Origin of the sequence: Rhizobium sp. CIAT894, assembly GCF_000172795.2 — a bacterium.
Lineage (GTDB): Bacteria > Pseudomonadota > Alphaproteobacteria > Rhizobiales > Rhizobiaceae > Rhizobium.
On the sequence record NZ_CP020947.1, the window covers coordinates 974,893 to 998,944 of the forward strand.

General features: G+C 62.0%; 26 protein-coding genes. 18 read left to right on the forward strand and 8 right to left on the reverse strand.

The features are described 5' to 3' along the window. Positions 1-12: 12 nt before the first annotated feature. Together tldD and RHEC894_RS04745 are read right to left on the reverse strand one after the other, a co-directional pair. The gene (tldD, locus tag RHEC894_RS04740) at positions 13-1,428 is read right to left on the reverse strand and encodes a metalloprotease TldD (RefSeq protein ID WP_085736450.1); all 1,416 of its coding nucleotides are present in this window, start codon (positions 1,426-1,428) and stop codon (positions 13-15) included. Positions 1,429-1,840: 412 nt separating this feature from the next. Further along, a complete protein-coding gene (locus RHEC894_RS04745) occupies positions 1,841-2,494 on the reverse strand; it encodes an invasion associated locus B family protein (RefSeq protein ID WP_206427896.1) in 654 nt (217 codons plus the stop codon). 317 nt (positions 2,495-2,811) lie between these two features. Here RHEC894_RS04745 and coxB point away from each other — a divergent pair, with 317 nt between their 5' ends. From coxB to RHEC894_RS04775, 7 genes are all read left to right on the forward strand, one after another. Further along, positions 2,812-3,696, forward strand: coding sequence for a cytochrome c oxidase subunit II (gene coxB, locus RHEC894_RS04750; RefSeq protein ID WP_085736452.1), 885 nt, complete (start codon positions 2,812-2,814; stop codon positions 3,694-3,696). 17 nt (positions 3,697-3,713) lie between these two features. Continuing rightward, the gene (ctaD, locus tag RHEC894_RS04755; RefSeq protein ID WP_085736453.1) at positions 3,714-5,414 is read left to right on the forward strand and encodes a cytochrome c oxidase subunit I; all 1,701 of its coding nucleotides are present in this window, start codon (positions 3,714-3,716) and stop codon (positions 5,412-5,414) included. A gap of 66 nt (positions 5,415-5,480) precedes the next feature. Continuing rightward, the gene (locus RHEC894_RS04760) at positions 5,481-6,419 is read left to right on the forward strand and encodes a heme o synthase (RefSeq protein ID WP_085738855.1); all 939 of its coding nucleotides are present in this window, start codon (positions 5,481-5,483) and stop codon (positions 6,417-6,419) included. Further along, the gene (locus RHEC894_RS32855) at positions 6,419-6,556 is read left to right on the forward strand and encodes a hypothetical protein (protein WP_089152703.1); all 138 of its coding nucleotides are present in this window, start codon (positions 6,419-6,421) and stop codon (positions 6,554-6,556) included. The genes RHEC894_RS04760 and RHEC894_RS32855 overlap by 1 nt, the downstream gene beginning before the upstream one ends. Beyond that, positions 6,553-7,161, forward strand: coding sequence for a cytochrome c oxidase assembly protein (locus RHEC894_RS04765; RefSeq protein ID WP_085736454.1), 609 nt, complete (start codon positions 6,553-6,555; stop codon positions 7,159-7,161). The genes RHEC894_RS32855 and RHEC894_RS04765 overlap by 4 nt, the downstream gene beginning before the upstream one ends. Positions 7,162-7,221: 60 nt before the next feature. Continuing rightward, entirely contained in the window at positions 7,222-8,100 is an 879-nt protein-coding gene (locus tag RHEC894_RS04770; RefSeq protein WP_085736455.1) for a cytochrome c oxidase subunit 3, read from the forward strand. Between the two features lie 302 nt (positions 8,101-8,402). Beyond that, the gene (locus tag RHEC894_RS04775; RefSeq protein ID WP_010069540.1) at positions 8,403-9,548 is read left to right on the forward strand and encodes an IS4 family transposase; all 1,146 of its coding nucleotides are present in this window, start codon (positions 8,403-8,405) and stop codon (positions 9,546-9,548) included. A 302-nt stretch (positions 9,549-9,850) separates the two neighbouring features. Here the strand turns inward: RHEC894_RS04775 and RHEC894_RS04780 are convergent, their stop codons facing one another. Beyond that, a complete protein-coding gene (locus tag RHEC894_RS04780; RefSeq protein ID WP_085736456.1) occupies positions 9,851-10,492 on the reverse strand; it encodes a chloramphenicol phosphotransferase in 642 nt (213 codons plus the stop codon). A gap of 119 nt (positions 10,493-10,611) precedes the next feature. Between RHEC894_RS04780 and RHEC894_RS04785 the strand changes: the two genes are divergently transcribed. From RHEC894_RS04785 to rnhA, 5 genes are all read left to right on the forward strand, one after another. After that, positions 10,612-10,992, forward strand: coding sequence for a DUF983 domain-containing protein (locus tag RHEC894_RS04785; protein ID WP_085736457.1), 381 nt, complete (start codon positions 10,612-10,614; stop codon positions 10,990-10,992). Beyond that, positions 10,985-11,740 (forward strand): SURF1 family protein, encoded by a 756-nt coding sequence (locus tag RHEC894_RS04790; RefSeq protein WP_085736458.1) that lies wholly within the window; start codon positions 10,985-10,987, stop codon positions 11,738-11,740. Before RHEC894_RS04785 ends, RHEC894_RS04790 begins: the two co-directional genes overlap by 8 nt. Before the next feature lie 75 nt (positions 11,741-11,815). Then, positions 11,816-12,817 (forward strand): 4-hydroxy-3-methylbut-2-enyl diphosphate reductase, encoded by a 1,002-nt coding sequence (gene ispH, locus RHEC894_RS04795; protein ID WP_085736459.1) that lies wholly within the window; start codon positions 11,816-11,818, stop codon positions 12,815-12,817. A 76-nt stretch (positions 12,818-12,893) separates the two neighbouring features. After that, on the forward strand, positions 12,894-13,859 hold the full coding sequence (locus tag RHEC894_RS04800) for a homoserine kinase (RefSeq protein WP_085736460.1): 966 nt from the start codon (positions 12,894-12,896) through the stop codon (positions 13,857-13,859). Then, positions 13,856-14,311: a ribonuclease HI gene (rnhA, locus tag RHEC894_RS04805; protein ID WP_003588090.1), complete on the forward strand. Its 456-nt coding sequence runs from the start codon at positions 13,856-13,858 to the stop codon at positions 14,309-14,311. Before RHEC894_RS04800 ends, rnhA begins: the two co-directional genes overlap by 4 nt. 183 nt (positions 14,312-14,494) lie before the next feature. On the opposite strand, the gene RHEC894_RS04810 is transcribed toward rnhA, so the two are convergent. The 5 genes from RHEC894_RS04810 to RHEC894_RS04830 all read right to left on the reverse strand — a co-directional run bounded on the left by RHEC894_RS04810 (position 14,495) and on the right by RHEC894_RS04830 (position 18,598). Beyond that, on the reverse strand, positions 14,495-15,466 hold the full coding sequence (locus RHEC894_RS04810; RefSeq protein WP_085736461.1) for an IS110 family transposase: 972 nt from the start codon (positions 15,464-15,466) through the stop codon (positions 14,495-14,497). A gap of 235 nt (positions 15,467-15,701) precedes the next feature. Then, positions 15,702-16,211, reverse strand: a complete 510-nt coding sequence (locus RHEC894_RS04815; RefSeq protein WP_085736462.1) for an NUDIX domain-containing protein — start codon at positions 16,209-16,211, stop codon at positions 15,702-15,704. Positions 16,212-16,538: 327 nt separating this feature from the next. Further along, positions 16,539-17,609 (reverse strand): putative zinc-binding metallopeptidase, encoded by a 1,071-nt coding sequence (locus RHEC894_RS04820; RefSeq protein ID WP_085736463.1) that lies wholly within the window; start codon positions 17,607-17,609, stop codon positions 16,539-16,541. Positions 17,610-17,699: 90 nt separating this feature from the next. After that, the gene (locus tag RHEC894_RS04825; protein ID WP_003546001.1) at positions 17,700-17,891 is read right to left on the reverse strand and encodes a CsbD family protein; all 192 of its coding nucleotides are present in this window, start codon (positions 17,889-17,891) and stop codon (positions 17,700-17,702) included. A 101-nt stretch (positions 17,892-17,992) separates the two neighbouring features. Beyond that, a complete protein-coding gene (locus RHEC894_RS04830; protein ID WP_085736464.1) occupies positions 17,993-18,598 on the reverse strand; it encodes a YqgE/AlgH family protein in 606 nt (201 codons plus the stop codon). Between the two features lie 140 nt (positions 18,599-18,738). On the opposite strand from RHEC894_RS04830, the gene RHEC894_RS04835 reads away from it, so the two are divergent. The 6 genes from RHEC894_RS04835 to RHEC894_RS04860 all read left to right on the forward strand — a co-directional run bounded on the left by RHEC894_RS04835 (position 18,739) and on the right by RHEC894_RS04860 (position 23,830). Then, a complete protein-coding gene (locus RHEC894_RS04835; RefSeq protein WP_085736465.1) occupies positions 18,739-19,590 on the forward strand; it encodes a protein-disulfide reductase DsbD domain-containing protein in 852 nt (283 codons plus the stop codon). Positions 19,591-19,680: 90 nt separating this feature from the next. After that, positions 19,681-20,166, forward strand: a complete 486-nt coding sequence (locus RHEC894_RS04840) for a peroxiredoxin (RefSeq protein ID WP_085736466.1) — start codon at positions 19,681-19,683, stop codon at positions 20,164-20,166. A 1,004-nt stretch (positions 20,167-21,170) separates the two neighbouring features. Next, the gene (locus RHEC894_RS33740) at positions 21,171-21,299 is read left to right on the forward strand and encodes a hypothetical protein (RefSeq protein ID WP_012556822.1); all 129 of its coding nucleotides are present in this window, start codon (positions 21,171-21,173) and stop codon (positions 21,297-21,299) included. Continuing rightward, a complete protein-coding gene (locus tag RHEC894_RS04850; protein WP_085736467.1) occupies positions 21,296-22,045 on the forward strand; it encodes a metal ABC transporter ATP-binding protein in 750 nt (249 codons plus the stop codon). The genes RHEC894_RS33740 and RHEC894_RS04850 overlap by 4 nt, the downstream gene beginning before the upstream one ends. After that, complete coding sequence (locus RHEC894_RS04855) at positions 22,042-22,914, forward strand: metal ABC transporter permease (protein WP_085736468.1); 873 nt, start codon at positions 22,042-22,044, stop codon at positions 22,912-22,914. The genes RHEC894_RS04850 and RHEC894_RS04855 overlap by 4 nt, the downstream gene beginning before the upstream one ends. Positions 22,915-22,930: 16 nt before the next feature. Then, positions 22,931-23,830, forward strand: a complete 900-nt coding sequence (locus tag RHEC894_RS04860) for a zinc ABC transporter substrate-binding protein (protein ID WP_085736469.1) — start codon at positions 22,931-22,933, stop codon at positions 23,828-23,830. Positions 23,831-24,052: the final 222 nt, after the last annotated feature.

Sequence of the window (24,052 nt, forward strand, 5' to 3'; positions counted from 1 at the left end):
GTTCCTCCCGTCTCAGGTCTGCGTGCCGCCGACGGTGACCTGATCCATGCGCAGATGCGGCTGGCCGACACCGACCGGAACCCATTGGCCGGCCTTGCCGCAATTGCCGATGCCGGTGTCGAGCTTCATGTCGTTGCCTATCATCGATACCCGCTTCATCGCATCCGGCCCGTTGCCGATCAGCATCGCACCCTTGATCGGCGCGCCGACCTTGCCGTTCTCGATCAGATAGGCCTCGGTGCAGCCGAAGACGAATTTGCCGGAGGTGATATCGACCTGGCCGCCGCCGAAGGAGACGGCATAAATGCCCTTCTTCACCGAGGCGATGATTTCTTCGGGGGTCTTGCCGCCGCTGAGCATATAGGTGTTGGTCATGCGCGGCATCGGCACATGGGCATAACCCTGGCGGCGGCCGTTGCCGGTGGGCGCCATGCCCATCAGCCGGGCGTTCTGCCGATCCTGCATATAACCGACGAGCTTGCCGTTCTCGATCAGCACGTTGTAGCCGGACGGCGTGCCCTCGTCGTCGATGGTGAGCGAGCCGCGGCGGTTGTCGATCGTGCCGTCGTCGACGACGGTCACGCCGGGCGCGGCGACGATCTGGCCGAGAAGGCCTGAAAAGGCCGACGTCTTCTTGCGGTTGAAATCGCCTTCCAGCCCGTGGCCGACCGCCTCGTGCAGCATCACCCCCGGCCAGCCGGAACCGAGCACGACGTCCATCGTGCCAGCCGGCGCGTCGATCGCCTCGAGATTGACGAGCGCCTGGCGCAGGGCCTCGTCGGCGCCGTACTGCCAACTGCCCTCGGCGATGAAATCGCCGAAGCCGATGCGCCCGCCGCTGCCGTAGGAGCCGCTTTCCTGCCGATCGCCTTCGCCGACCATGACCGAGATGTTGATGCGCGTCATCGGCCTGATGTCGCGCACGCGATGCCCGTCGGCGCGCAGGATGTCGACGACCTGCCAGCTCGCTGCGACCGAGGCCGTCACCTGGCGCACCTTGTCGTTCTTGCCTCTGAGATAGGCGTCGATATCCTGCAGCACCTTGACCTTCTCTTCGAAGCTCGGCTGGCCGATCGGGTTCTGGTCGCCGTAGAATTTCTTGTTGGTGCCCTGTGGGGCTGCGGCATAGGAGCCGGAATAGCCGCGCGTCACCGCGCCGACGGCATCGGCCGCCCGCTTCAGCGCCGCCATCGAGAGATCGCCGGCATGGGCGTAGCCCACCGCTTCGCCGGCAACGGCACGCAGGCCGAATCCCTGCTCGGTGTTGAAGCTGCCGCCCTTCAGCCGGCCGTTGTCGAAGCTCAGCGCTTCGGCCTGCGCATGCTCGATGAACAGCTCGCCGTCATCGGCGCCGGCGAGCGCCTCGGCGACATGCCTGCGCATCGTCGCTTCATCGGCATCGAAAAGCGTCAGGAGATCGGTGGTCATGGTGTGGCTCCAATGGGCATGCGTGCGGGAATGCGCTTACACATCTAGATAGGGCTCCCAATGATAAGGAGTGAAGCCCTGCTGCGAATTTTCTTTGTGGGGCAAGATATCTAGGAGAGGGAGTGCTTCCAGAGAGCGGGAAGCGCGCGGCATATCTCTTCTCCCCTCGGGGAGAAGGTGCCGGCAGGCGGATGAGGGGGCCACACAGCACACCCTCTCATAATCCCCTGTCCGGCGACGCTCACGGCAAGCGACTTGAAGACAGTCGAGACCATGCCAGTGCGGCCGAAGCCGGATGGACGTTGTTCTTATTGGAAGCTCCGGCTTTGCGGCCCCCTCATCCGCCCTACGGGCACCTTCTCCCCGAGGGGAGAAGAGGGAGCCGAAAGGCCGCGACACAAATCACCTGATCTCAAGGCAACGCGTCAAAACCCTCAGCAAAACCCTTGAGGTCGACGGGAATGCCGATGCCTTCCTCAGGCGTCTGGAAGACGATGAAGGTCGCCTGGGCGCCGCTGCGGAAGGTCTTGAGCAGCTCGTCCTCGAGCACCACCTCGGCATAGCAGCCATCGGCGAAGCAGCGGACGAAATAGGCGCGGCCGATATCCTTGCCGTCGACATTGAGTCCGAGCCCGTTCGGCAAAAGCACGCCGAGCGGCGCCAGTACGCGCAGAATCTTCGACTTGCGGTCGGCGGTCTTCAGCACGACGACGGAAAGGCCGACCTCCGGCCGATCCTCGGCGATGACATTCTGCATCAGCGCGCATTGCTCGGTGGAAGCCCCAGCCGGCTTGTCGCAGACGACAGACCATGCGCCATGATTGGATTTCACCGTGCCCGGCGCCTGCGGCTGGGTCTGGCCGGGCGATACCTGGATATTCGGGGCGGCGGCCGGGGGCTGCTGCGCCGGGGCAGGGGCGGGCGCGGAAGCCGGGGGCTTGGCTGGCGACGGCGTGGGTTGCTGTGCGAAAACGGGCGTCGCCGCTGCGGCCGCGATGCTGGCGGTCACGAGAAGCGACTGCGCGAGGGAACGGAAACCCATGGAAACCTCTGGATATCGAATCATTGCGGCTATTGTTGAAGCTGCCCACCAAAAATGAAAAGCCCCACCCCGTGAAAACCGGGGGACTGCGGCGGAAATTGGACCTTTGCGAAATAATGTGTCGCGGGCGAATTGGCCGGAAAGCCGATTTTTCATATGCTGATGAAAAACTTGGGATGTTTTGCCGTTCCGGCCTGCCTATGCTTTCAGCAAAAATGCCGCATAGACAATTGCTCTGACCTGTTGCGGCAAATGCCAAACTGTGGTTTGAAGCGCAGAAGATGGCAAGGATTCTGCGCTCTATTTTTGCAGGTCAAGCGCTCGAGGGAGATAATAAGGTGATGAAGAAGGCTTATGCAGCCCTGACCACGCTGGTCTGTCTGCTTTTTGCTTCCGGCACATATGCCGACCAGCCAATGCCGTGGCAGGCGACGCTGCAGCCGGCGGCAACGCCGATCATGCGGGAGATCCACTGGTTCGAACAATATACCCTGTGGTTTATCGTTCCGATCACGCTCTTCGTTCTGGTCCTGCTGATCGTCGTCTGCGTCAAGTTCCGCGCCGGCGCCAACCCGGTTCCCTCGAAGACGAGCCACAACACGCTGATCGAGATTGCCTGGACCGTGGGGCCGGTCCTGGTGCTTCTTCTTCTCGCCATTCCCTCGTTCAACCTGCTGACGGCGCAGCTGACGCTGCCCGAAAACCCTGACGTGACGATCAAGGCGACCGCCACCCAGTGGCAGTGGAACTACGAATATGAAGGTTCGGGCGACAGCCCGCTGGCTTTCGATTCCTACCTGCTGAAGGATCAGGACCGCGCTGCCGCCGGCAAGGAAGACAAGTCGATCTATCCGAGGCTTCTGGCCGTCGATAACGAGCTGGTCCTGCCGGTCAACAAGACGGTCCGCGTTCTCGTGACCTCTGCGCCGACCGACGTCATCCACGCTTTCGCCATGCCGTCCTTCGGCGTCAAGATCGACGCCGTGCCGGGCCGCCTGAACGAGACCTGGTTCAGGGCCGAGCGCGAAGGCCTGTTCTACGGCCAGTGTTCCGAGCTCTGCGGCAAGGACCATGCGTTCATGCCGATCGCCATCCGCGTCGTCTCCGAGGACAAGTACAAGCAGTGGCTGACGACAGCCGCCAGCGACTTGCCCGGCGCCTACAAGACACTCATGGCTGCAACCGATGGTCCCGCAAAGACCCTCGACGTCGCCGAAGCACAGTAATTAAGGGGATCGGGACAATGGCTGGACCTTCCGCTCACGACGATCATTCTCACGGTCATGCCCATGATGACCACGCCCATGATCATGACCACGATCACGGGCACAAGCCGAGCTTTGTCAATCGCTGGCTGTTTTCGACCAACCACAAGGACATCGGCACGCTCTATCTGATCTTCGCGATCATCGCCGGCATCATCGGCGGCGCGCTGTCGGTGGCCATGCGCATGGAGCTGCAGGAGCCTGGCATCCAGATCTTCCACGGCCTGGCCTCGATGGTCTATGGTTACGAGGGCGATGCCGCGATCGACGGCGCCAAGCAGATGTTCAACATGTTCACCACCGCGCATGCGCTGATCATGATCTTCTTCATGGTCATGCCGGCGATGATCGGCGGTTTTGCCAACTGGATGGTGCCGATCATGATCGGCGCGCCCGACATGGCCTTTCCGCGCCTGAACAACATCTCCTTCTGGCTGATCGTTCCGGCCTTTGCGCTGCTGCTGCTGTCGATGTTCGTCGAAGGCCCGGCAGGCGCCTACGGTACCGGCGGCGGCTGGACGATGTATCCGCCGTTGGCGACCAGCGGCACGCCGGGACCGGCGGTCGATCTGGCGATCTTCGCGCTCCATATCGCCGGCGCGTCGTCGATCCTCGGTGCGATCAACTTCATCACCACGATCCTCAACATGCGCGCTCCGGGCATGACGCTGCACAAGATGCCGCTGTTTGCCTGGTCGGTGCTGATCACCGCCTTCCTGCTCTTGCTGTCGCTGCCGGTTCTGGCAGGCGGCATCACCATGCTGCTGACCGACCGTAACTTCGGCACCTCCTTCTTCTCTCCGGAAGGCGGCGGCGACCCGATCCTCTACCAGCACCTGTTCTGGTTCTTCGGTCACCCGGAAGTCTACATCCTGATCCTGCCGGGCTTCGGCATGATCAGCCACATCATTTCGACCTTCTCCAAGAAGCCGATCTTCGGTTATCTCGGCATGGCCTACGCCATGGTCGCGATCGGCGCCGTCGGCTTCGTCGTCTGGGCTCACCACATGTACACGGTCGGCCTGTCGCTCGACGCGCAGCGCTACTTCGTCTTCGCGACGATGGTCATCGCCGTTCCGACGGGTGTGAAGATCTTCTCCTGGATTGCGACGATGTGGGGCGGCTCGATCTCGTTCCGCACGCCGATGCTCTGGGCGATCGGCTTCATCTTCCTGTTCACGGTCGGCGGCGTCACCGGCGTCCAGCTCGCCAATGCCGGTCTCGACCGTTCGCTGCATGACACCTACTACGTCGTGGCCCACTTCCACTACGTTCTGTCGCTCGGCGCCGTCTTCGCGATCTTCGCCGGCTGGTACTACTGGTTCCCGAAGATGACCGGCTACATGTACAACGAGTTTGTCGGCAAGCTGCATTTCTGGGTCATGTTCATCGGCGTCAACCTGGTGTTCTTCCCGCAGCATTTCCTCGGCCTCGCCGGCATGCCGCGCCGCTACATCGATTATCCGGATGCCTTTGCTGGCTGGAACTATGTTTCCTCCATCGGCTCCTACATCTCGGCCTTCGGTGTGCTGATCTTCCTCTTCGGCGTCTTCGAAGCCTTCGCCAAGAAGCGCGTCGCCGGCGACAATCCGTGGGGTGAGGGTGCAACGACGCTCGAATGGCAGCTGCCTTCGCCGCCGCCCTATCACCAGTGGGAACAGCTTCCGCGCATCAAGTAATTGCGCGGGTATCGGGACGCCGCATTCGATACGGCGTCCCGATATTCTGACATTCAGGACGGAATGATGACGGTTATCGACAATCACGAGGTGCTTGCAAAGGACGGCGAATTGTCGGAAGCGAGTGCACGCGATTATTTCGAATTGCTGAAGCCGCGGGTGATGTCGCTCGTGGTCTTTACCGCCTTTGCCGGCCTCGTGCTGGCGCCGGGCCACATCCACCCCGTCCTCGGCCTGATCGCCATTCTCTGTATCGCCGTCGGCGCCGGCGCCTCCGGCGCTTTGAACATGTGGTACGATGCCGATATCGACGCCATCATGAGCCGCACAGCCAACCGTCCGATCCCGGCCGGCCGCATCGCCCCCTCCGAGGCGCTGGCCTTCGGCCTGGTGCTGTCGGGCTTCTCGGTTGTCATTCTCGGCCTGGCCGTCAACTGGCTCTCGGCCGGCATCCTGGCCTTCACCATCTTCTTCTACGCCGTCATCTACACCATGTGGCTGAAGCGCTCGACGCCGCAGAACATCGTCATCGGCGGTGCTGCCGGCGCCTTCCCGCCGATGATCGGCTGGGCCTGCGTGACCAACAGCGTGACGATCGAGAGCACGGTTCTCTTCCTGATCATCTTCCTGTGGACGCCGGCGCATTTCTGGGCGCTTGCCCTGTTCAAGATGCGCGACTACGAGGCCGTCGGCGTGCCGATGCTGCCGAATGTCGCCGGCGAGCGGGTGACCAAGCATCAGATCGTCGCCTATGCGGTGCTGACCGCCGTCTGCGCGGTGCTGCCGTCCTTCCTCGGTTTCGCCAGCTTCGGTTACGGCCTGGTGGCCGCCGCGCTCGGCGCGATCTTCGTCTACTGTTCCATCGCCGTCTGGCGCATGCCCGACGGCGATCTGAAGATGATCCCGGCCAAGAAGCTGTTCGCCTTCTCGATCTTCTATCTCTTCGCCGTGTTCTCCGCCCTGATGATCGACCGGCTAGCTTCGTATACGGGAGGGTGGTTCTGATGGAGTTCGTCAAGCTTACCGAAAAGCAGATGAAGGCGCGCCGCAACCGCAACATCGCCCTCGGGCTGGTGCTCGCCGGCCTCGTCGTCTTATTCTACGCGATGGCCATCGTGAGGATCGGCGGAGGAATGGGATGAGCGACAAGGCCACGGCAGGCAAGAAGCAGGGACGCAACAACGGCGCCGTCGTGATGATGTGCCTGAGCTTCGTCTTCGGCATGGGCGCGATGAGCTATGCCGCCGTGCCGCTCTACCGGATCTTCTGCCAGGTGACCGGCTATAACGGCACGACGCAGCGCGTCGACCAGATGTCGAGCGTCGTGCTCGACCGGACGATGCGCGTCACCTTCGACGCCAATGTCGCGCCCGGCCTGCAATGGGACTTCAAGCCGGTCGAGCGCGAGGTCAATCCGAAGATCGGCGAAACCATTCAGGTGAATTTCACCGCGGAGAATCGTTCGAACGAGACCCAGCGCGGCCAGGCGGTTTTCAACGTCACGCCGGGCGAGGCGGGCGTCTATTTCAACAAGGTCCAATGTTTCTGCTTTACGGAAACGGACCTGAAACCGGGCGAAAAGCTCGACATGCCGGTGGTGTTCTACATCGATCCTGAAATCGTCAAGGCGGTGGAATCCAAGAACATCCATACGGTCACGCTGTCATATACGTTCTACCCGAAAGAGGGTCCGAAGCCTGTGGCTTCGAATGAGGGTGGAGCGGTGAAGATTGAAAAGAAACTTTGATCAAGGCTCGTTTCCGGCTATGCCGGGAGCGGAGTGAAGGAAGACACCGGGGATAGCTACATGGCCGATGCTCATCAGAAGAATCACGACTATCACATCATCGATCCGAGCCCGTGGCCGATACTCGCCTCGCTCGGCGCCTTCATCATGGCAATCGGCGGCGTCTGCTACATGCGCTATCTGAGCGGCGGCTCCTTCAAGCTTGCCGGCGCCGAACTTGCCAATCCCTGGCTCTTTTACATCGGCTTCGCCCTGGTTCTCTACGTCATGTACGGCTGGTGGGCCGATACGGTGAAGGAAGCCCATGAGGGTGCCCACACCCGCGTCGTCTCGCTGCACCTGCGCTACGGCATGATCATGTTCATCGCTTCGGAAGTGATGTTCTTCGTTGCCTGGTTCTGGGCCTATTTCGACGCCAGCCTCTATCCGAATGAAGCGATCCAGGCCGCCCGCCTGCTCTATACCGGCGGCACCTGGCCGCCGAAGGGCATCGAAGTGCTCGATCCCTGGCACCTGCCGATCTACAACACCGTCATCCTGCTACTCTCCGGCACGACGGTCACCTGGGCGCATCATGCGCTGCTGCACAACGACCGCAAGGGCCTGATCCAGGGCCTGGTTCTGACGGTGCTGCTCGGTGTGCTGTTCTCCTGCGTGCAGGCCTACGAATATGCCCACGCGCCCTTCGCCTTCAAGAATTCGATCTACGGCGCGACCTTCTTCATGGCGACAGGTTTCCATGGTTTCCATGTCCTCGTCGGCACCATCTTCCTGCTGGTCTGCCTGATCCGCGCGCTGCGCGGCGACTTTACCCCGAAGCAGCATTTCGGCTTTGAAGCCGCCGCCTGGTACTGGCACTTCGTCGACGTCGTCTGGCTCTTCCTGTTCTTCTGCATCTACGTCTGGGGCGGCTGGGGCGCTCCCGTCGCAGCCGGCTGATTGCAGCGATATTCATGGAAAAGGCGGGCCTGGTGCCCGCCTTTTTTGTGATTCCGTCTCACCCGGCACCGTCATCGTCGGGATTTACATCAAGCCCGGAGGATGGCCAAACGTGGGAGCGCGTAGCGCCGAAGTGGCGAGCAGCTGGCGCCTCCTGCCTCACAGGATTCCTCAATCTCCGTCATGCTCGGCCTTGAGCCACTGCTGTCCGGTTTAAATTTAGTGGACATGGTGCACGGTGTTGATTCTACTCGTATTCGAGCGTTTCGCGACGATCTCGGACACGAAATAGGAGCAACACCGTGCGGCATGACAATAGCGTCTTTCATGATCTGTTGAAGCGGATTCCGTGGACGATCTTCGAAAGACTTGTGGAGGAGCATCAGGCCGACAAGCATGTTCGGCGGCTGTCGACGAAGAGCCAGTTGATCGCCCTGCTTTACGGCCAGCTTGCCGGTGCCGTCAGCCTGCGCGAGATCGTCGGGTCCCTGGAAAGCCATAGTGCCCGCCTTTACCATCTCGGCGCTCGCCCGGTGTCGCGCTCGACTTTCGCCGATGCCAACGGCCTGCGTCCGAGCGCCGTTTTTACCGAGTTGTTTACGCAGATGCTGGCCCGCGCCGGGCGCGGCCTCAAGCGGGCCATCGGCGAGGCGGTCTATCTGATCGACGGCAGCAGTCTGCCACTTTCCGGGGCGGGATCGCAGTGGGCCCGCTTTTCCGATCAGGCCTGCGGCGCCAAGATGCACGTCGTCTATGATGCCAATGCCGAACGGCCGATCTATGCGGCCGTCACCGCGGCCAATGTCAACGACATCACCGCCGCCAAGGAGATGCCGATCGAGGCGGGCGCCACCTATGTCTTCGATCTCGGCTATTACGATTTCGGCTGGTGGGCGAAGCTGGATGCCGCCGGCTGCCGCATCGTCACCCGCCTCAAGTCCCATACGAAACTGACAGCGAGCGCCGAGCAGGCGGTCAACGAGGATGCCGGCATCCTGTTCGACCGCATCGGCCTGTTGCCGCAGCGCCAGGCCAGGAGCCGCCGCAATCCGATGAACCGGCCGGTGCGCGAGATCGGCGTGCGGATCGAAACCGGCAAGATATTGCGCATCTTCTCCAACGATCTTACCGCCCCGGCCGAGGAGATCGCCGCACTTTACAAGCGCCGCTGGGCGATCGAACTGTTCTTCCGCTGGGTCAAGCAGACGCTGAAAATCCGCCATTTCCTCGGCAACAGCGAAAATGCAGTGCGCATCCAGGTGGCCGTCGCTCTGATCGCCTATCTGCTGCTGCAGATGGCAAAGGCCGACCAGGCCACCATCATAAGCCCGCTGGCCTTCGCCCGCCTGGTGCGCACCAACCTGATGCACCGCAAAAGGATCGACCGCCTGCTAAAACCACGCAACAACCCTCCCGGAAATCCCGGCCAGATGAGCCTCCAATGGTGACACAATTTAAACCGGACAGCAGTGGCCTTGAGCCGAGCATCCACGCCACGAGGAGTTTGTTAATTATACGCACTGCAACGGCCTTCGACGAAAGAACGAAAAACATATCTCTTGGAGTGCTGCGTATGGATGCTCGGCTCAAGGCCGAGCATGACGGAGGTTGAGGGGCACGATTGGCAAGAGGCGAGAGACAGGCGCAAGATGCGAGGTGCCTATCGGCACTCAGGGACGGATAGGAGAGCAGCGGCGGTAGGCAGCGGGGGCGCCGCAATCTCCTGATCCGAGACGAGGGCTCTATCGCCTCACCGCCCGCCGGCGATCCGTTCGAAGGCTGAAGGTTCGGGAATGCCGAGATCCAATTGATGTCGGATCGCTTCGGCGCATTCGAGCGGTGTCAGCACCGACGTATCGACCTCCATGTCGTAGATGCCAGGCCGGTGCACTTCATCCTGCCAGCGCTGCACCGGTTCGGGGATCGGCACCTCTTCAGTGGCTCTTGCATAAAGGGTCTCGCGGCCCTCTTGTTTGATCTCACGCCGCTGCATGATCGTCGCGATCGGACAGTGCACGCCGACGAACAGCACGGAAAAGCCTTGCAGGCGCCTGATGCAGTCGGCGAGAATGCCGAGTGGCTGCGAATAGCTGTCATGATGGCCGAGATCGGCGACCACATTGAGCCCCAGCCCGGCATGGATGGCGATCGATTCGTAAAGCGCCGCATAGAGGAACGGCACCAGTTCCTCGAGCTCCGGCCGCTCGCCGCCCGGCCTGAGGCCGATGCCGGGCAGGTAGCGCTTCGGCGTCATATCATTGTAGCTGTCGACGCCGAGGTTGATCCACGGTCCCTCGAATTCATCCTGGATTGCGCGTGCAATGCTGGATTTGCCGCTGCGCGGCGCGCCGTTCAGGATAATGATCTGTCCGGCATGGCTGTCCTGGGTCATCAGTCTTCTTCTTCTGTTTGGCGCGAATCGGTGAGGCGAAACCGCGCAGGCCTTTCCATTCGGGATGCGAATACTTTATGGGAGAGTTAAGGCAGCATGGAATTGTCAGAAGGAATGGCATGAACGAGGACAGCGCCCATTTTCCCCCCGTCGATCCGGTCAAGACTGGCATCAAAGGCTGCTGCCCGCGCTGCGGGCAGGGCAAGCTGTTTGATGGCCTGCTCGGCCTGAAGCCGCGCTGCGCCTCCTGCGGCCTCGATTATTCCTTCGCCGATGCCGGCGACGGTCCCGCCGTCTTCGTCATCCTGATCGTCGGTTTCATCGTCATCGGCATGGTGCTGTGGCTGCAGGTGAATTACGGGCCGCCGATCTGGGTGCATATGCTGCTCTTCGGCCCGCTGACGATTATCCTGTCGCTCGCGACGCTGCGCTGGTTCAAGGGCATCCTGATCGCCATGCAATACCGCCACAATGCCCGCGAAGGACGCCTGAGTGACTGATATCGACAATGTCGCGGCGCGCCGCCGATTGCCTCTGGCAACCGGCATCCTGGTGCTGATCGCGCTCGCCATCCTGATTTCGCTCGGCACCTGGCAGGTGGAACGCCTCCACTGGAAGGAAGGCCTGCTTGCCGATATCGCTGCGCGGCAAGTGGCCGCCCCGGTGCCGCTCGCCGAGATCGAGGCGATGGCGGCTTCCGGCGGCGACATCGAATATCGCAAGGTCACCGCCACCGGCCGCTACATCAACAACAAGGAGCGCCACTTCTTCGCCACCTGGCGCGGCCAGACCGGCTTCTACGTCTATACGCCGCTCGAGCTTGCCGACGGGCGCACTCTCCTGGTCAACCGCGGCTTCGTTCCCTACGAGAACAAGGAGCCGGAAATGCGCATGCAGGGCCAGTTGACGGATCAGCAGACCGTCACCGGCCTGGCGCGCAGCAAACTGCCCGGCAAACCCTCCTGGGTGGTGCCCGACAACGACGTTGCCAAGAATATCTTCTACTGGAAGGATCTCGACGTGATGGCCGAGAGCGTCGGGCTCGACAAGGCCCGCGTCATCCCGTTTTTTGTCGATGCCGATTCGACTCCCAATCCGGCCGGCCTGCCGATCGGCGGCGTTACCCAGGTCGATCTGCCGAACGACCATCTGCAATATGCCTTCACCTGGTATGGGCTGGCCGCCGTGCTCGTCGCCGTGGTGGGGATCTCCTGGTTTCGCAAAGGGGCCAAGCCGCCGGCGCAATAGTATCGCTTCAATTCTCGCTTATATTGAGCTAGAGGTCCCTTGCTCCCCTGCGGGACGGAATTTGACGGAACGGACATGAATATTGCGGCGAAACCTCCTTTGACGATCAGGCTCTGCGGGCCGCGCGGCTTCTGCGCCGGTGTCGACCGGGCGATCCAGATCGTCGTGCTGGCGCTGAAATCCTACGGCGCGCCGGTCTATGTGCGCCACGAGATCGTTCACAATCGTTATGTCGTCGAGGGGCTGGAGGCCAAGGGCGCCGTCTTCGTCGAGGAACTGGACGAGATCCCGGCCGAGCATCGCGCCCAGCCGGTGGTTTTCTCCGCCCATGGTGTGCCGAAATCGGTGCCGGAGGATGCTGCGAGCCGCAATCTCTTCTATCTCGACGCCACCTGCCCGCTGGTCTCCAAAGTCCACAAGCAGGCGATGCGCCATAATCGCCTCGGCCGCCATGTCGTGCTCATCGGCCATGCCGGCCATCCCGAGGTGATCGGCACCATGGGGCAACTGCCGGAAGGTTCGGTTTCGCTGATCGAGACGATCGAGGATGCCGACGCCTATATTCCCGCCGATCCAGACAATCTCGGCTACGTCACCCAGACGACGCTGTCGGTCGACGACACGGCCGGTGTCATCGCCCGCCTGCATGAGCGTTTCCCCAATCTGACTGCGCCGGCAGCCGATTCGATCTGTTATGCGACGACCAACCGCCAGGAAGTGGTGAAGCAGGCGGCCCCCGGCTGCGATCTCTTCATCATCGTCGGCGCGCCGAATTCCTCCAATTCCAAGCGGCTCGTCGAAGTGGCGCTGAGGGCAGGGGCGAAAAAATCGATCCTGGTGCAGCGCGCCGCCGAACTCGACTGGGAGGAGATCGGCGCGATTTCGACGCTCGGCCTGTCCGCCGGCGCTTCGGCCCCCGAGGTCATCGTCAACGAGATCATCGAGGCTTTCCGTGCCCGCTTCGACGCTCAGGTCGAACTGGCCGAGACGGTGCAGGAAACCGAGAATTTCCTGGTCAACCGCGAATTGCGCGGTATCGAGCTGACGGCGGCCGACATGGCCTTCGTCAACGGCTGATCCTGAGGACCATATCACGACGCCGGATGATCGATGCGGCGGATCCGATAACAGCAATGCATGAAGGCGACCTCACTTGGCAGTCTATACCGATATCGCCGAAGACGATCTGAAATGGTTCCTGACGGAATATGACGCGGGAAGCCTGCTCTCCTACAAGGGCATTGCCGAAGGCGTCGAAAACTCCAATTTTCTGCTGCACACCTCCAAGGATCCGCTGATCCTGACGCTCTATGAAAAGCGCGTGGAAAAGACCGACCTGCCGTTCTTCCTCGGCCTGATGCAGCATCTTTCCGCCCGGGGTCTCTCCTGCCCGCTGCCGCTGCCGCGGCGCGACGGCGCGCTGCTCGGCTCGCTCTCCGGCCGCCCGGCCGCGCTGATCTCCTTCCTCGAAGGCATGTGGCTGAGAAAGCCGGAGGCCAAACATTGCCGTGAGGTCGGCCGGGCGCTGGCCGAAATGCATGTGGCCGGCGAGGGTTTCGAATTGAAGCGTCCGAATGCGCTGTCGATCGACGGCTGGCGGGGGCTCTGGGAAAGGTCGGCGGATCGCGCCGGCGAGGTCGAGCCCGGCCTGCAGGACGAAATCCGCGGCGAACTCGATTTCCTCTCCGCCGCCTGGCCGAAGAGCCTGCCTGCCGGCGTCATCCATGCCGACCTCTTCCCCGACAACGTCTTTTTCCTCGGCGATCAGCTCTCCGGCCTGATCGATTTCTATTTCGCCTGCAACGACCTGCTCGCCTATGACGTGTCGATCTGCCTGAATGCCTGGTGCTTCGAAAAGGACGGCGCCTATAACATCACCAAGGGCACGGCGATGCTCGAGGGTTATCAGAGTGTCCGCCCGTTGAGCGATGATGAGATCGCCGCCCTGCCGGTGCTGTCGCGCGGGTCGGCGCTGCGTTTCTTCCTGACCCGGCTTTATGATTGGCTGATGACGCCCGAGGGTGCCATGGTCACCAAGAAGGACCCGCTCGAATATCTCCGCAAGCTGCGTTTCCACCGCCAGATCGGCTCGGCCGCCGAATACGGATTGAGCCTATGAAACACGTCGATATCTTCACCGACGGCGCATGCTCCGGCAATCCCGGCCCCGGCGGCTGGGGCGCCGTGCTACGGTATGGCGACGTCGAAAAGGAGCTTTGCGGCGGCGAGGCGGATACCACCAACAACCGCATGGAACTGCTGGCGGCAATCTCCGCCCTGCAGGCGCTGAAGAGCCCTTGCGAGGTCGATCTCTATACCGACAGCGCCTACGTCAAGGACGGCATCTCCAAGTGGATTTTCGGCTGGAAGAAAAACGGCTGGAAGACTGCGGACAAGAAGCCGGTGAAGAACGCCGAACTCTGGCAGGCGCTCGAAGAAGCCCGCAACCGCCACACCGTGACGCTGCACTGGGTCAAGGGCCACGCCGGCCACCCGGAAAACGAACGCGCCGATGAACTGGCGCGCCGGGGCATGGAGCCGTTCAAGAAGGGCAAGGCGGTTTCGTTTTAGCCGGATAGGCGTTACGCCTGTGCCTAAAGGCTGCCCCTCACCCTAACCCTCTCCCCGTTCTGACGGGGAGAGGGGACGTGCCATGCGAGAGGTGAGTGGGGAACGGAGAGGTTGCGGCATTGTCCCTTCGCCCCGTTTACGGGGAGAAGGTGGCGGCAGGCGGATGAGAATCTGTGTTGGATGTCAAGGTGGATTTGGGGCCCAGAGTCGATCCTGAGATAGAAGACAGTTTGCCAGCACGAGCAGTTTGCGCATGATGGCAACAAGGACGACCTTGGCTGGTTTTCCTGCGGCTTTGAGGGTTTCTGCGAAACGCGCAAGCGCGGGATTGTAGCGACATGCCGACAAGGCTGCCATGTAGAGGGCGCGCCGGGGTGCGGGCCCGCCGGCGCGGATAGAACGCCGTCCGGTTCTAGCACCGCTGTCGTTGGCGATAGGAGCAAGGCCTGCCAGCATGGCCGCCTGCTTGCCCGAACAACTGCCCAGCTCGTCCATGCCGGCCATCAAGGCCAGGGCGGTGACGCGGCCGATGCCGGGAATGGAGGTGAGGATCTCGGCCTTGCGGCGGAGCTGCGGATCCTTGCCGACATATCGCTCGATCTCTTTGTCGAGACGGTCGATATGCTGTTCCAGCTTGCGCACAAGGCGGTTGAGTTCGCTGCGCAGAAAGGCGGTGGTGGCGGTCTTGCTGCGATTTTGTTGGGCGGCAAGGTCGCCTTTGGCTGCCGATCGTGCGTTGACCAGTTCCTGCAAGGCTTCAATGTGAGGACTTGGCGGCGCGTCGGCCGGTGGGCGCAGGCTCTCGGCCAAGAGCGCCAGGAAACGGGCGTCGAGCCGGTCGGTCTTGGCGAGATAACCGCAGGCGCGGGCAAACATGCGTGCGCGCAGCGGATCGATCACGGCGACGGCAAAGCCATCATGCCACAGCGAGCGATGGGCGGGGCGATGGAACTTGCCGGTTGCCTCCATCACGATGCGTTCGGGCCGATACCTGGCCAGCAGCCGTTTCAGCTGGCCGATGCCGGTCTTGTCATTGCTAAACCGCCGGCTTTCGCCCAGCGGATGCAGATGAACATCCAGCCACTCTTTACTCACGTCCACACCGGCATAAACTACCGGCATCGCGTCTTCTTGGAACGAAACCTTGCCTTGCATGCGGGACTTGCTCCCCATCATCTGTTCAGGACAAACGCGAGGACGGCCGGACCAATCTCATCCCCGGTTCAAGCCAAGGGGCTTGCGGTCCCGGCCGTCCGCACTCCGGGGGATGGCCATCCCCCGGAGTGCGCACCGATCATCCAACAATCAGCGCAAATTGAACATGCAAGGGGCAGGCGGCGATCTCTCTGGGTTGAGGATTTAACCGGGCAGGCAGCGGTCTAAGGTGACTTCATCGGGCCGCCATATCGCGCCGCACCAGATGCTGGACCCCGTCCGGCATCGTCTCGATGAGGTCACGCAGCGGCATCGGTTGCAGATTGAACCGATCGAGTGCGGCCCGGCTTGGCAAAGCCCAGCAAAATTCCAGATCGGCTGCGCCGTCACGGATACGGTGGACGATATCGGTTTCATGGAAGGGCAGGGCGCTCAGGAGCTCCGCCTCATAGTAGAAACCGACTTCATGAACCCTTCGTCCCGCGAGCTCGAAAAAATTCTCGATGATGAAGCGCAATGGCCCGACCGTGGCCTGGCAGCCGATCTCCTCTTCTATTTCGCGGGCAAGCGTTTCTGCGCCCGCCTCGTGAAACTCCACGCGCCCGCCGGGCAGGACCCAGAAAGTGTCGCCGACGACGCGATGGATGAGGATATGGCCATGGGATCGGATCAATGCACCGGCCCGCAATTGGAAGCGGGAATTGCTGGCATCCAGCACGATCATGGTTCGAGCAGCATCGTCCATGGTTCTGAGTCCTCCAATATGCGGCAAAAGGGCTGATCTCTGGTTCTGGAGGCCGACAATAGGCCAGATTGCCTCCTCCGCGCTCCCTCATTCCTGTGCTCGTCACAGGAATCCAGCCACCGCGCGTCGGCGCGGTGAATGACTCATGTAACGTGAAAGAGTTTCTCGCGCCCAAGGACTTGGGCGCACTGGATTCCTGTGACAGGCACAGGAATGAGGGTGGGGATAGGGCGGCGCCTCATGGCAGCGAAGCGGCCGTTTGGCACTTTTCGCGCTGCATCAGTGAAGTTCGCCGCGACACCCTTCTCCAGCAACTCACCCCACCCGCTACGACGCCGTCGCAGCCCCCTGGATCAGCCGGTGCAGATATTCGAGCTTTACCACCACGGGTGAAGACAGCACGAAGGGGTAGGAGTCGGGCTGGCCCATGCTGCGCTGGATAGCGTTGATCGCCAGGCTGAGCGGCACCCAGGCGCTGACCAGCTGTTCGGCGCTTTTCGCCCGGTAGGGGAGGAAATCCACCTCGCCCGCTATTTCCTCATGGCCGCGCGGATCGATGGCGATGCCGAAGGCGCGGGCGGTTTCGAGCGTGTCGACGATATGGAGGTAATGGGCGAAACATTCGGCGAAATCCTCCCAGGGGTGGGATGCCGCATAGGCGCTGATGAAATTGTCCTGCCAGCCCAAGGGCGCGCCGCCGGCATAGTGGTTTTGCAGGGCGGCTGCATAATCCTGCCGTTCGTCACCGAAAACGGCGCGGAAATCCGCAAGGCCATTCTGGTCACGCACCAGCTTGTTCCAGATGAAATGGCCGCTCTCGTGGCGGAAATGCCCGAGCAGCGTGCGGTAGGGTTCGTTCATCGAGCTGCGCGCCTGTTCGCGCGTCGCATCGTCGGCTTCGGCGGCGCGGATGGTGATCAGGCCTTCCTCGTGGCCGGTCATGGCCGGCACGACATAACCGTTGCTCTCGATCGAATCCTCGAGGAAATCGAAAACCAGGCCACCTTGAGGATCCTGCATCCGATCGGGATGCGGCAGCCTCCAGCGCAAGAGCGAATAAAACAGATGACGCTGCGCCTGGCTGATGCGCCGCCAGCGATCGATGCCGTTCTGGGTATCGGTGTTCGGGACCAGCCGGTTATGGCGGCAGGCAACGCAGAATTCGCTTTCGCTATCGCCGTCCACCAGCCAGTTGCAGATATCGAGGCCGGCATTGGCGCAGAAGCGGACGTCGCGCTCGGGATTCGAAACAAGCTGCCAGAGCGTCTCGTCGCGCGGCTCCAGCGCATGCATGGCGAGATCATCCGGCCGGAAGCCCAGCCGATGGTTGCAGCGCACGCAATGGCGGTTGTCGAAGTGGACGACCTGATCGCAGTTGTCGCAGGCGAAAAGCTTCATCTTATGTCCCTGCCATGAGGGTGGGCGGATTAAAAAATGCCTGCCGCGCGAGGCGCAGCAGGCATGGTTGATAACGGATGAGCTTAGGGCTCAGAGCCGGTCCACAGCGCCCTTGAGCTTGTCCTTGACCTTGCCGGTTGCGACCTGGCCTTTGCCCTTGGCTTCCTGAACGGCGCCCTTGGCTTGCATTTCGCGATCATCGGTGGCTTTGCCGACGGCCTGTTTGGTCTTGCCGGCAATTTCGTTTGCCTTGCCTGAGATCTTGTCGCTGGTGCTACCCATATGTGATGTCTCCTTCGTCAAGCATGGGCCTCGTGCCCGTGTTTGCCGAAATGAAACGTCAGCCGGCGCAATTCGTTCCAGCTTTATCAGGCCAACTCTTATCAGGCGTGGCCGGCTTCGGCCGAAAGCATGGCCGCGGTCACGCCCATGCCGGCAAGCGCCCGCTCGTATTTGTCGTCGAGACTGCGATCGAAGATCAGTTCCTCGTTGGCCGGGCAGGTAAGCCAGCCATTGTTGACCACCTCGTTTTCCAGCTGGCCGGCGCCCCAAGAGGAATAGCCGAGCAGCATGGTCGCGCGCGTCGGCCCATCGCCCTTGGAGATGGCGCGCACGATATCGAGCGTCGCCGTCAGGCAGATGTCGTCGCTGACGGGGATCGAGGAGTCGCTGGAATAATCGTCCGAATGCAGCACGAAGCCGCGGCCGCTTTCCACCGGGCCGCCGGTCTGGATCGGAAAGTCGCGCGCCCGTTTCGGCAGCACGATCGAATCTTCCTGCTTGATCATGTCGAGATGCAAGAGCACATCGGTGAAGGTCAGGCTCTGCGGCCGGTTGATGACGAAGCCCATGGCGCCGGCATCCGAATGCGCGCAGATATAGATCACCGTGCGCGCGAAGTTGCGGTCTTCCATACCGGGCATGGCAATGAGGAACTGGCCATCGAAGAAGCCACGTTCCCGTCTGTTCTTCAGCGTCGATAAGGACATCGTTCCTCCTGCTGCCAACCGCACCGAGGCCTTGACAAGAGAAGCATGGGCCAATGTCACACATCAATCAACTGAAAATGAAGATTTAAATCGCCGCGACTTCTGGCGGCGAAACCTCAGTTTCGGTAAACCGTTGTTCCATGATGATTATTTCCTCGGTCTCGCGTCGGCTTTTCATGGCGGTCTTTTCGGCGGCCGCAGCTCTTGTCCCCCTTTGTTCCGCCCATGCGGAAATGAGCGCCTGGGCGGACAATGAGGGCGGCCGCATGCGGCTGGTGGCGCTGGCACCCGATGCCGGCGGCAAAATCCGCGCCGCTCTGCAGATCGAGCCGAAGCCCGGCTGGATCACCTATTGGAAAGAGCCCGGCGGCAACGGTATTCCGCCTCAGGTGACCATGGCGGCGGGCAGCGGCGTCACGCTCGATGCCATCGGCTATCCCGTTCCCAAACATTTTTTCAACGGTGCGATCGAGGATATCGCCTATGATGCGCCGGTGACGCTGCCGCTGTCCTTGACGGCGGCAGGCAAGGGGCCGGTCGCGATCGACGCCTTGGCCTTCATCGGCATCTGCAGGGATATCTGCATACCCTTCCAGGCGAATTTTCAGCTGAAGCTCGGCCCCGCCATCCAGTCGCACCCGGAGGAGGAGGCGATCCTTCAGGCGGCCGATGCAAGGCTGCCGAAGCCGCCGTCGGCCGATTTCGACGTGACCGCGCATGCGATGTCGCCAGACAGGAAGACGCTGTCGCTGACGCTGGTCTTGCCGGCCAAGGGTTCAGGCGAGAGCAAGGGCGCCCCCGATATCATCGTCACCGGGCCGAGCGGTTATGCCTTCACCAAGCAGATCGGCGGTAAACGCGACGGCGCCATCTTCAAGGTCGATGTCGCCATCGGCAAGTTGCCTGATAATTACGACATATCGGGCAAGCGCTGGGGTGTGCTGGTCATCGACGGCGCGCGGGCGATGGAGACCGCACTTGCCTTTGAATGACCGGCTCTTATAGTCGCGGCAGAGCCCCTGCGGCGCCCGCCGCCCAGCCGGAATCCCAAAACCTAAAAACCGGAACTCAAGGAGAAGATCATGACCATCGCGATCGGCGACAAGCTTCCTGCCGCCACCTTCAAGGAAAAGACCGCCGACGGCCCGGTCGAAATCACAACCGAACAGCTCTTCTCCGGCAAGCGCGTCGTGCTGTTTGCCGTGCCGGGCGCCTTCACGCCCACCTGCTCGCTGAACCATCTGCCGGGTTATCTGGAAAACCGCGACACCATCCTCGGCAAGGGCGTTGACGACATCGCTGTCATCGCCGTGAACGACTGGCACGTGATGGGCGCCTGGGCGCAATCCTCCGGCGGCCTGGGCAAGATCCACTTCCTCGCCGATTGGGACGCCGGCTTCACCAAGGCCGTCGGCCTCGACGCCGACCTCTCCGCCGGCAGCCTCGGCCTGCGCTCCAAGCGCTATTCGATGCTGGTTGAAGACGGCGTCGTCAAAGCCTTGAACGTCGAAGAAAGCCCGGGCCAGGCAACGGTTTCGGGTGCTGCGGCGATGCTGGAACTGCTCTGAGTTTGCGATAGATGTCGGGCGGGAGGCTGCCCCTCATCCTAACCCTCTCCCCGTTCTGACGGGGCGAGGGGACGTGCCCTGCGAAACGTTGGCGAGGGACGGAGAGGGCGCGGCATATTCCCTTCGCCCCGTTTACGGGGGTCCGAAGGACGGGTCGAGACCCGTGGCTCGACCCCGGTCGGTGGCGGCAGCCGGATGAGGGACGCACGCCAACGGCGAGTTTGCCGGAATCGCGCCCCAAACTCCGTCATCCCAGGCCTCCGAGCCTGGGATCCACGCCCGGTGCGGTCGAGGGCGGAATGGATCCTCGGGTCAAGCCCGAGGAGGACGGAGAGTGGGGTGGTTTTTGGAGTAAGACAGCGATGTTTGGCGGGATGGGGGGGCGTTGCGCCTCCGTCGATCGTACTCCTTAGCGCGCTTCACGCTCAGGCTTGACCTCGGGCGCTCCGCTTACGCCGTGAACTCGTCAATTTGCGGCTCCGGCAAAATTGTCGCGGGACCGGAAACCCAATGAAGTTGGTCTAAGAAGGTCGTGAGCCTGTGAACGGCTCGTTCTGGCGGTTCCGTCCGCGTCCACTGCCGGTGTTCCACGGCCGTATCGATATAGCGGAATTCGATCAGGCCCGATGGTTGCGCTGAAATCCGAAGATGGGCCACCGAGGGCGGGGGGTGCCCAGTTTGTTGGATGCACAGATCAGCCATTGATGTCCATCCAAACAGCGGGTGCCGAAGTGAACTATGAGCGATGAAATCCGCGAGTTGCTCGACCCCCAGCAAGGCCGACGAAAAGCTTTCGTCTGCCGAACTTTCTCGTACACTGCGAATATGGTCGACAATGAGGTGCCACGGTCTGATCATGGAGCAAGTCTGGCTCTGAAGCACCGGGCTGTCAAATGGCCGCACCTCCCTATCCCGCAATAATAAGGTCGCTAACAAATCCCGCCTCAATCTCGCCGCAATCGTTATAACATAACCGTAATGTTATTACATTTTAGGATCAGCCAATGCCCCCCAGCCCCGATCGCCCCTCCGTCAGCCTGCTGGGACAGTCGGCTCTTTCAAGGGTGATCGGCATCTCGTTGGCGGTTGCCGTCCTCTGGCTGGCGATCCATTGGGCGGTTCTGCTGCCATGATGCCGGTGATCCGTATCGACAATCTGACGGTCGCCTATAACCGGCACCCCGCCATCCATCACGTCTCCGGTGCCTTTGCGCCCGGCAGCCTGACGGCGATTGCCGGGCCGAACGGGGCGGGTAAGTCGACGCTGTTGAAGGCGATCATGGGGGAGCTTCGCCCGGCCGAGGGCAGGGTCGAGCATCGGCTGGGGCGGGCGGAGTTCGGTTATCTCCCGCAGGCGGCCGAGATCGACCGGCGCTTTCCGATCTCGGTCATCGACACCGTCATGCTCGGCGCTTGGAAGACGGCAGGCGCCTTCGGCCGCATCGCGCCGGGCGAGATCAAAAGGGCAGGCGAGGCGTTGTCCGCGGTCGGCCTCGAAGGTTTCGGAAAACGCCATGTCGGATCGCTGTCGGCCGGACAGTTCCAGCGTGTGCTTTTTGCCCGCCTGTTGCTGCAGGATGCCGGCATCATCCTGCTCGACGAGCCGTTTACGGCAATCGATGCCCGCACCACCAAAGACCTCATCGATATCGTCACCCGCTGGCATGGCGAGGGCCGCACCGTTATCGCCGTGCTGCATGATTTCGAACTCGTCCGGGCGCATTTCCCCGAGACCCTGCTGCTTGCCCGCGAGCTGGTGGGATGGGGGCCGACCGCCGAGGTCATGTCGTCGGCCAATCTGCTGAAAGCCCGCGCCATGGCCGAGCGCTGGGACGAGGATGCCGAGGCTTGCGGCCCCGAACAGGTGCCGGCGGCATGACGGCTTACGATCTCTTCCTCGCGCCCTTTGCCGATTTCGGCTTCATGCGCCGGGCGCTCGTCGCCTGCCTTTGCCTCGGGCTCGGCTCCGGGCCGATCGGCGTCTTCCTGATGCTCAGGCGCATGAGCCTGATGGGCGATGCCATGAGCCATGCCGTGCTGCCGGGGGCGGCGATCGGTTATCTCGTCGCCGGCTCGCTGTCGCTGACGGCGATGGGGCTCGGCGGCCTTGTCGCCGGCCTGTCGGTGGCGCTGCTATCGGGCGCCGTCAGCCGGATGACCGTGCTGCAGGAGGATGCGAGTTTTGCCAGCTTCTATCTCGCATCGCTGGCGCTCGGCGTGCTGATCGTCTCGCTGCGCGGCTCGAATATCGATCTGCTGCACGTGCTCTTCGGCACCATCCTGGCGATCGATGCTTCGGCGCTTTATCTGATCGGCGCGATCACCTCGCTGACCCTTGTCGTCCTCGCCTTCATCTACCGGCCGCTGGTGGCCGAATGTTTCGATCCCGGTTTCCTGCGCGCCGTCGGCGGCCGCGGGCCGGTCTATCATGTGCTCTTCCTGTTGCTGGTGGTGCTGAACCTCGTCGCCAGCTTCCAGGCGCTCGGCACGCTGATGGCGGTCGGCCTGATGATGCTGCCGGCAGCCGTCGCCCAGCTCTGGTCGCGCAGCCTGGCCGTGATGATGGCGATCGCTGCTTCAAGTGCCGCCGCCTCCGGCTATCTCGGGCTGATCGCCTCTTACCATCTGGAGCTTGCCTCCGGCCCGACGATCATCATGACGGCGGCTGTGATTTACGCCTTCTCCATCCTTTTCGCGCCCTCGGGCATCGCCCGGCGCTTCTTTCCCCGCCCGCATTTGAAGGGCTGATCCCAAGGAGACTTCGATGACACCGCACAGACTGCTTCTCTCCGCCGCAATCCCCGCTTTGATGGCGCTGTCGGCCGTGCCGGCTTCCGCCGAGACGCTGAAGGTCGTGGCCTCCTTCACCGTGCTTGCCGACGTCGTGAAACAAGTCGGCGGCGATCACGTCAAGGTGACGAGCCTCGTCGGGCCGAACGGCGACCCCCATGAATTCGAGCCGTCGCCTGTTGACGCCAAGAATTTGAACGCGGCCGAAGTGACCTTTGTCAGCGGCGAAGGCCTGGAAGGCTGGATGGACCGGCTGATCACCGCCTCTGGCTACAAGGGCAAGCCGGTGACGGTCTCCGAAGGCATCGACGTCAGCACCATGGAAGAGGACGGCGAAAAAATTACCGATCCGCATGTCTGGAACAGCCCCGTCAACGTCAAGATCTGGGTCGCCAATATCGAAAAGGCGCTGTCATCGGCCGATCCGGCCGATGCCGCTGCCTTCAAGGCCAATGCCGAGAAATACACCAAGACGCTGGACGAGCTGAACGCTTACGCCCATGCGAAATTCGACGGCATTGCCGACGACCGCCGCAAGGTGCTGACCAGCCATGATGCCTTCGGCTATTTCGGCCGCGAATATAATGTCAGCTTCCTCGCCCCGCTCGGCCTCTCCACCGAAAGCGAAGCCTCGGCCGCCGACGTCGCCAAGCTGATCGAGCAGATCAAGACCGAGCATGTGAAGGCCTATTTCTTCGAGAATTCCAACGATCCGCGCCTGGTCAAGCAGGTCGCCAAGGCAACCGGTGCGGAGCCGGGTGGCGAGCTCTATGTCGAATCGCTCTCCGATGCCAAGGGACCGGCGCCGACCTATGAGAAGATGTTCCGCTACAATGTCGACCAGCTCGCCGCCGCCATGGCGAAATCGAGCTGAGAATCCGGGGCCGTGGGTTTCTCGCGGCCCCCACGACTGCGCAAGCGGCCGTTTTGCAGCTTTTATCAAGATCGGGTTTCGAGCGGGAACCTACGTTGTGCTTGGTGACGCGCGCTACTGCATAATTCCTTAAATCGGAATCGATTTCAGGAATTATGCAGCAATCAAAATGTTACAGCGTCCTTTGGGCGTCTGAAAGGACGCGCGGCGCTGTAAAGCGCG

Coding starts and splice junctions, on each gene's coding strand:
- rnhA (WP_003588090.1), top strand. CDS start 13,856: ATGAAACACGTCGATATCTTCACCGACGGCGCATGCTCCGGCAATCCC.
- RHEC894_RS33740 (WP_012556822.1), top strand. CDS start 21,171: ATGCCCCCCAGCCCCGATCGCCCCTCCGTCAGCCTGCTGGGACAGTCG.
- RHEC894_RS04745 (WP_206427896.1), bottom strand. CDS start 2,494: ATGATTCGATATCCAGAGGTTTCCATGGGTTTCCGTTCCCTCGCGCAG.
- RHEC894_RS04855 (WP_085736468.1), top strand. CDS start 22,042: ATGACGGCTTACGATCTCTTCCTCGCGCCCTTTGCCGATTTCGGCTTC.
- RHEC894_RS04770 (WP_085736455.1), top strand. CDS start 7,222: ATGGCCGATGCTCATCAGAAGAATCACGACTATCACATCATCGATCCG.
- RHEC894_RS04820 (WP_085736463.1), bottom strand. CDS start 17,609: ATGAAGCTTTTCGCCTGCGACAACTGCGATCAGGTCGTCCACTTCGAC.
- RHEC894_RS04830 (WP_085736464.1), bottom strand. CDS start 18,598: ATGTCCTTATCGACGCTGAAGAACAGACGGGAACGTGGCTTCTTCGAT.
- ispH (WP_085736459.1), top strand. CDS start 11,816: ATGAATATTGCGGCGAAACCTCCTTTGACGATCAGGCTCTGCGGGCCG.
- RHEC894_RS04765 (WP_085736454.1), top strand. CDS start 6,553: ATGAGCGACAAGGCCACGGCAGGCAAGAAGCAGGGACGCAACAACGGC.
- RHEC894_RS04780 (WP_085736456.1), bottom strand. CDS start 10,492: ATGACCCAGGACAGCCATGCCGGACAGATCATTATCCTGAACGGCGCG.
- coxB (WP_085736452.1), top strand. CDS start 2,812: ATGAAGAAGGCTTATGCAGCCCTGACCACGCTGGTCTGTCTGCTTTTT.
- RHEC894_RS04835 (WP_085736465.1), top strand. CDS start 18,739: ATGATGATTATTTCCTCGGTCTCGCGTCGGCTTTTCATGGCGGTCTTT.
- RHEC894_RS32855 (WP_089152703.1), top strand. CDS start 6,419: ATGGAGTTCGTCAAGCTTACCGAAAAGCAGATGAAGGCGCGCCGCAAC.
- RHEC894_RS04860 (WP_085736469.1), top strand. CDS start 22,931: ATGACACCGCACAGACTGCTTCTCTCCGCCGCAATCCCCGCTTTGATG.
- ctaD (WP_085736453.1), top strand. CDS start 3,714: ATGGCTGGACCTTCCGCTCACGACGATCATTCTCACGGTCATGCCCAT.
- RHEC894_RS04760 (WP_085738855.1), top strand. CDS start 5,481: ATGACGGTTATCGACAATCACGAGGTGCTTGCAAAGGACGGCGAATTG.
- RHEC894_RS04850 (WP_085736467.1), top strand. CDS start 21,296: ATGATGCCGGTGATCCGTATCGACAATCTGACGGTCGCCTATAACCGG.
- tldD (WP_085736450.1), bottom strand. CDS start 1,428: ATGACCACCGATCTCCTGACGCTTTTCGATGCCGATGAAGCGACGATG.
- RHEC894_RS04810 (WP_085736461.1), bottom strand. CDS start 15,466: ATGCAAGGCAAGGTTTCGTTCCAAGAAGACGCGATGCCGGTAGTTTAT.
- RHEC894_RS04785 (WP_085736457.1), top strand. CDS start 10,612: ATGAACGAGGACAGCGCCCATTTTCCCCCCGTCGATCCGGTCAAGACT.
- RHEC894_RS04825 (WP_003546001.1), bottom strand. CDS start 17,891: ATGGGTAGCACCAGCGACAAGATCTCAGGCAAGGCAAACGAAATTGCC.
- RHEC894_RS04840 (WP_085736466.1), top strand. CDS start 19,681: ATGACCATCGCGATCGGCGACAAGCTTCCTGCCGCCACCTTCAAGGAA.
- RHEC894_RS04815 (WP_085736462.1), bottom strand. CDS start 16,211: ATGGACGATGCTGCTCGAACCATGATCGTGCTGGATGCCAGCAATTCC.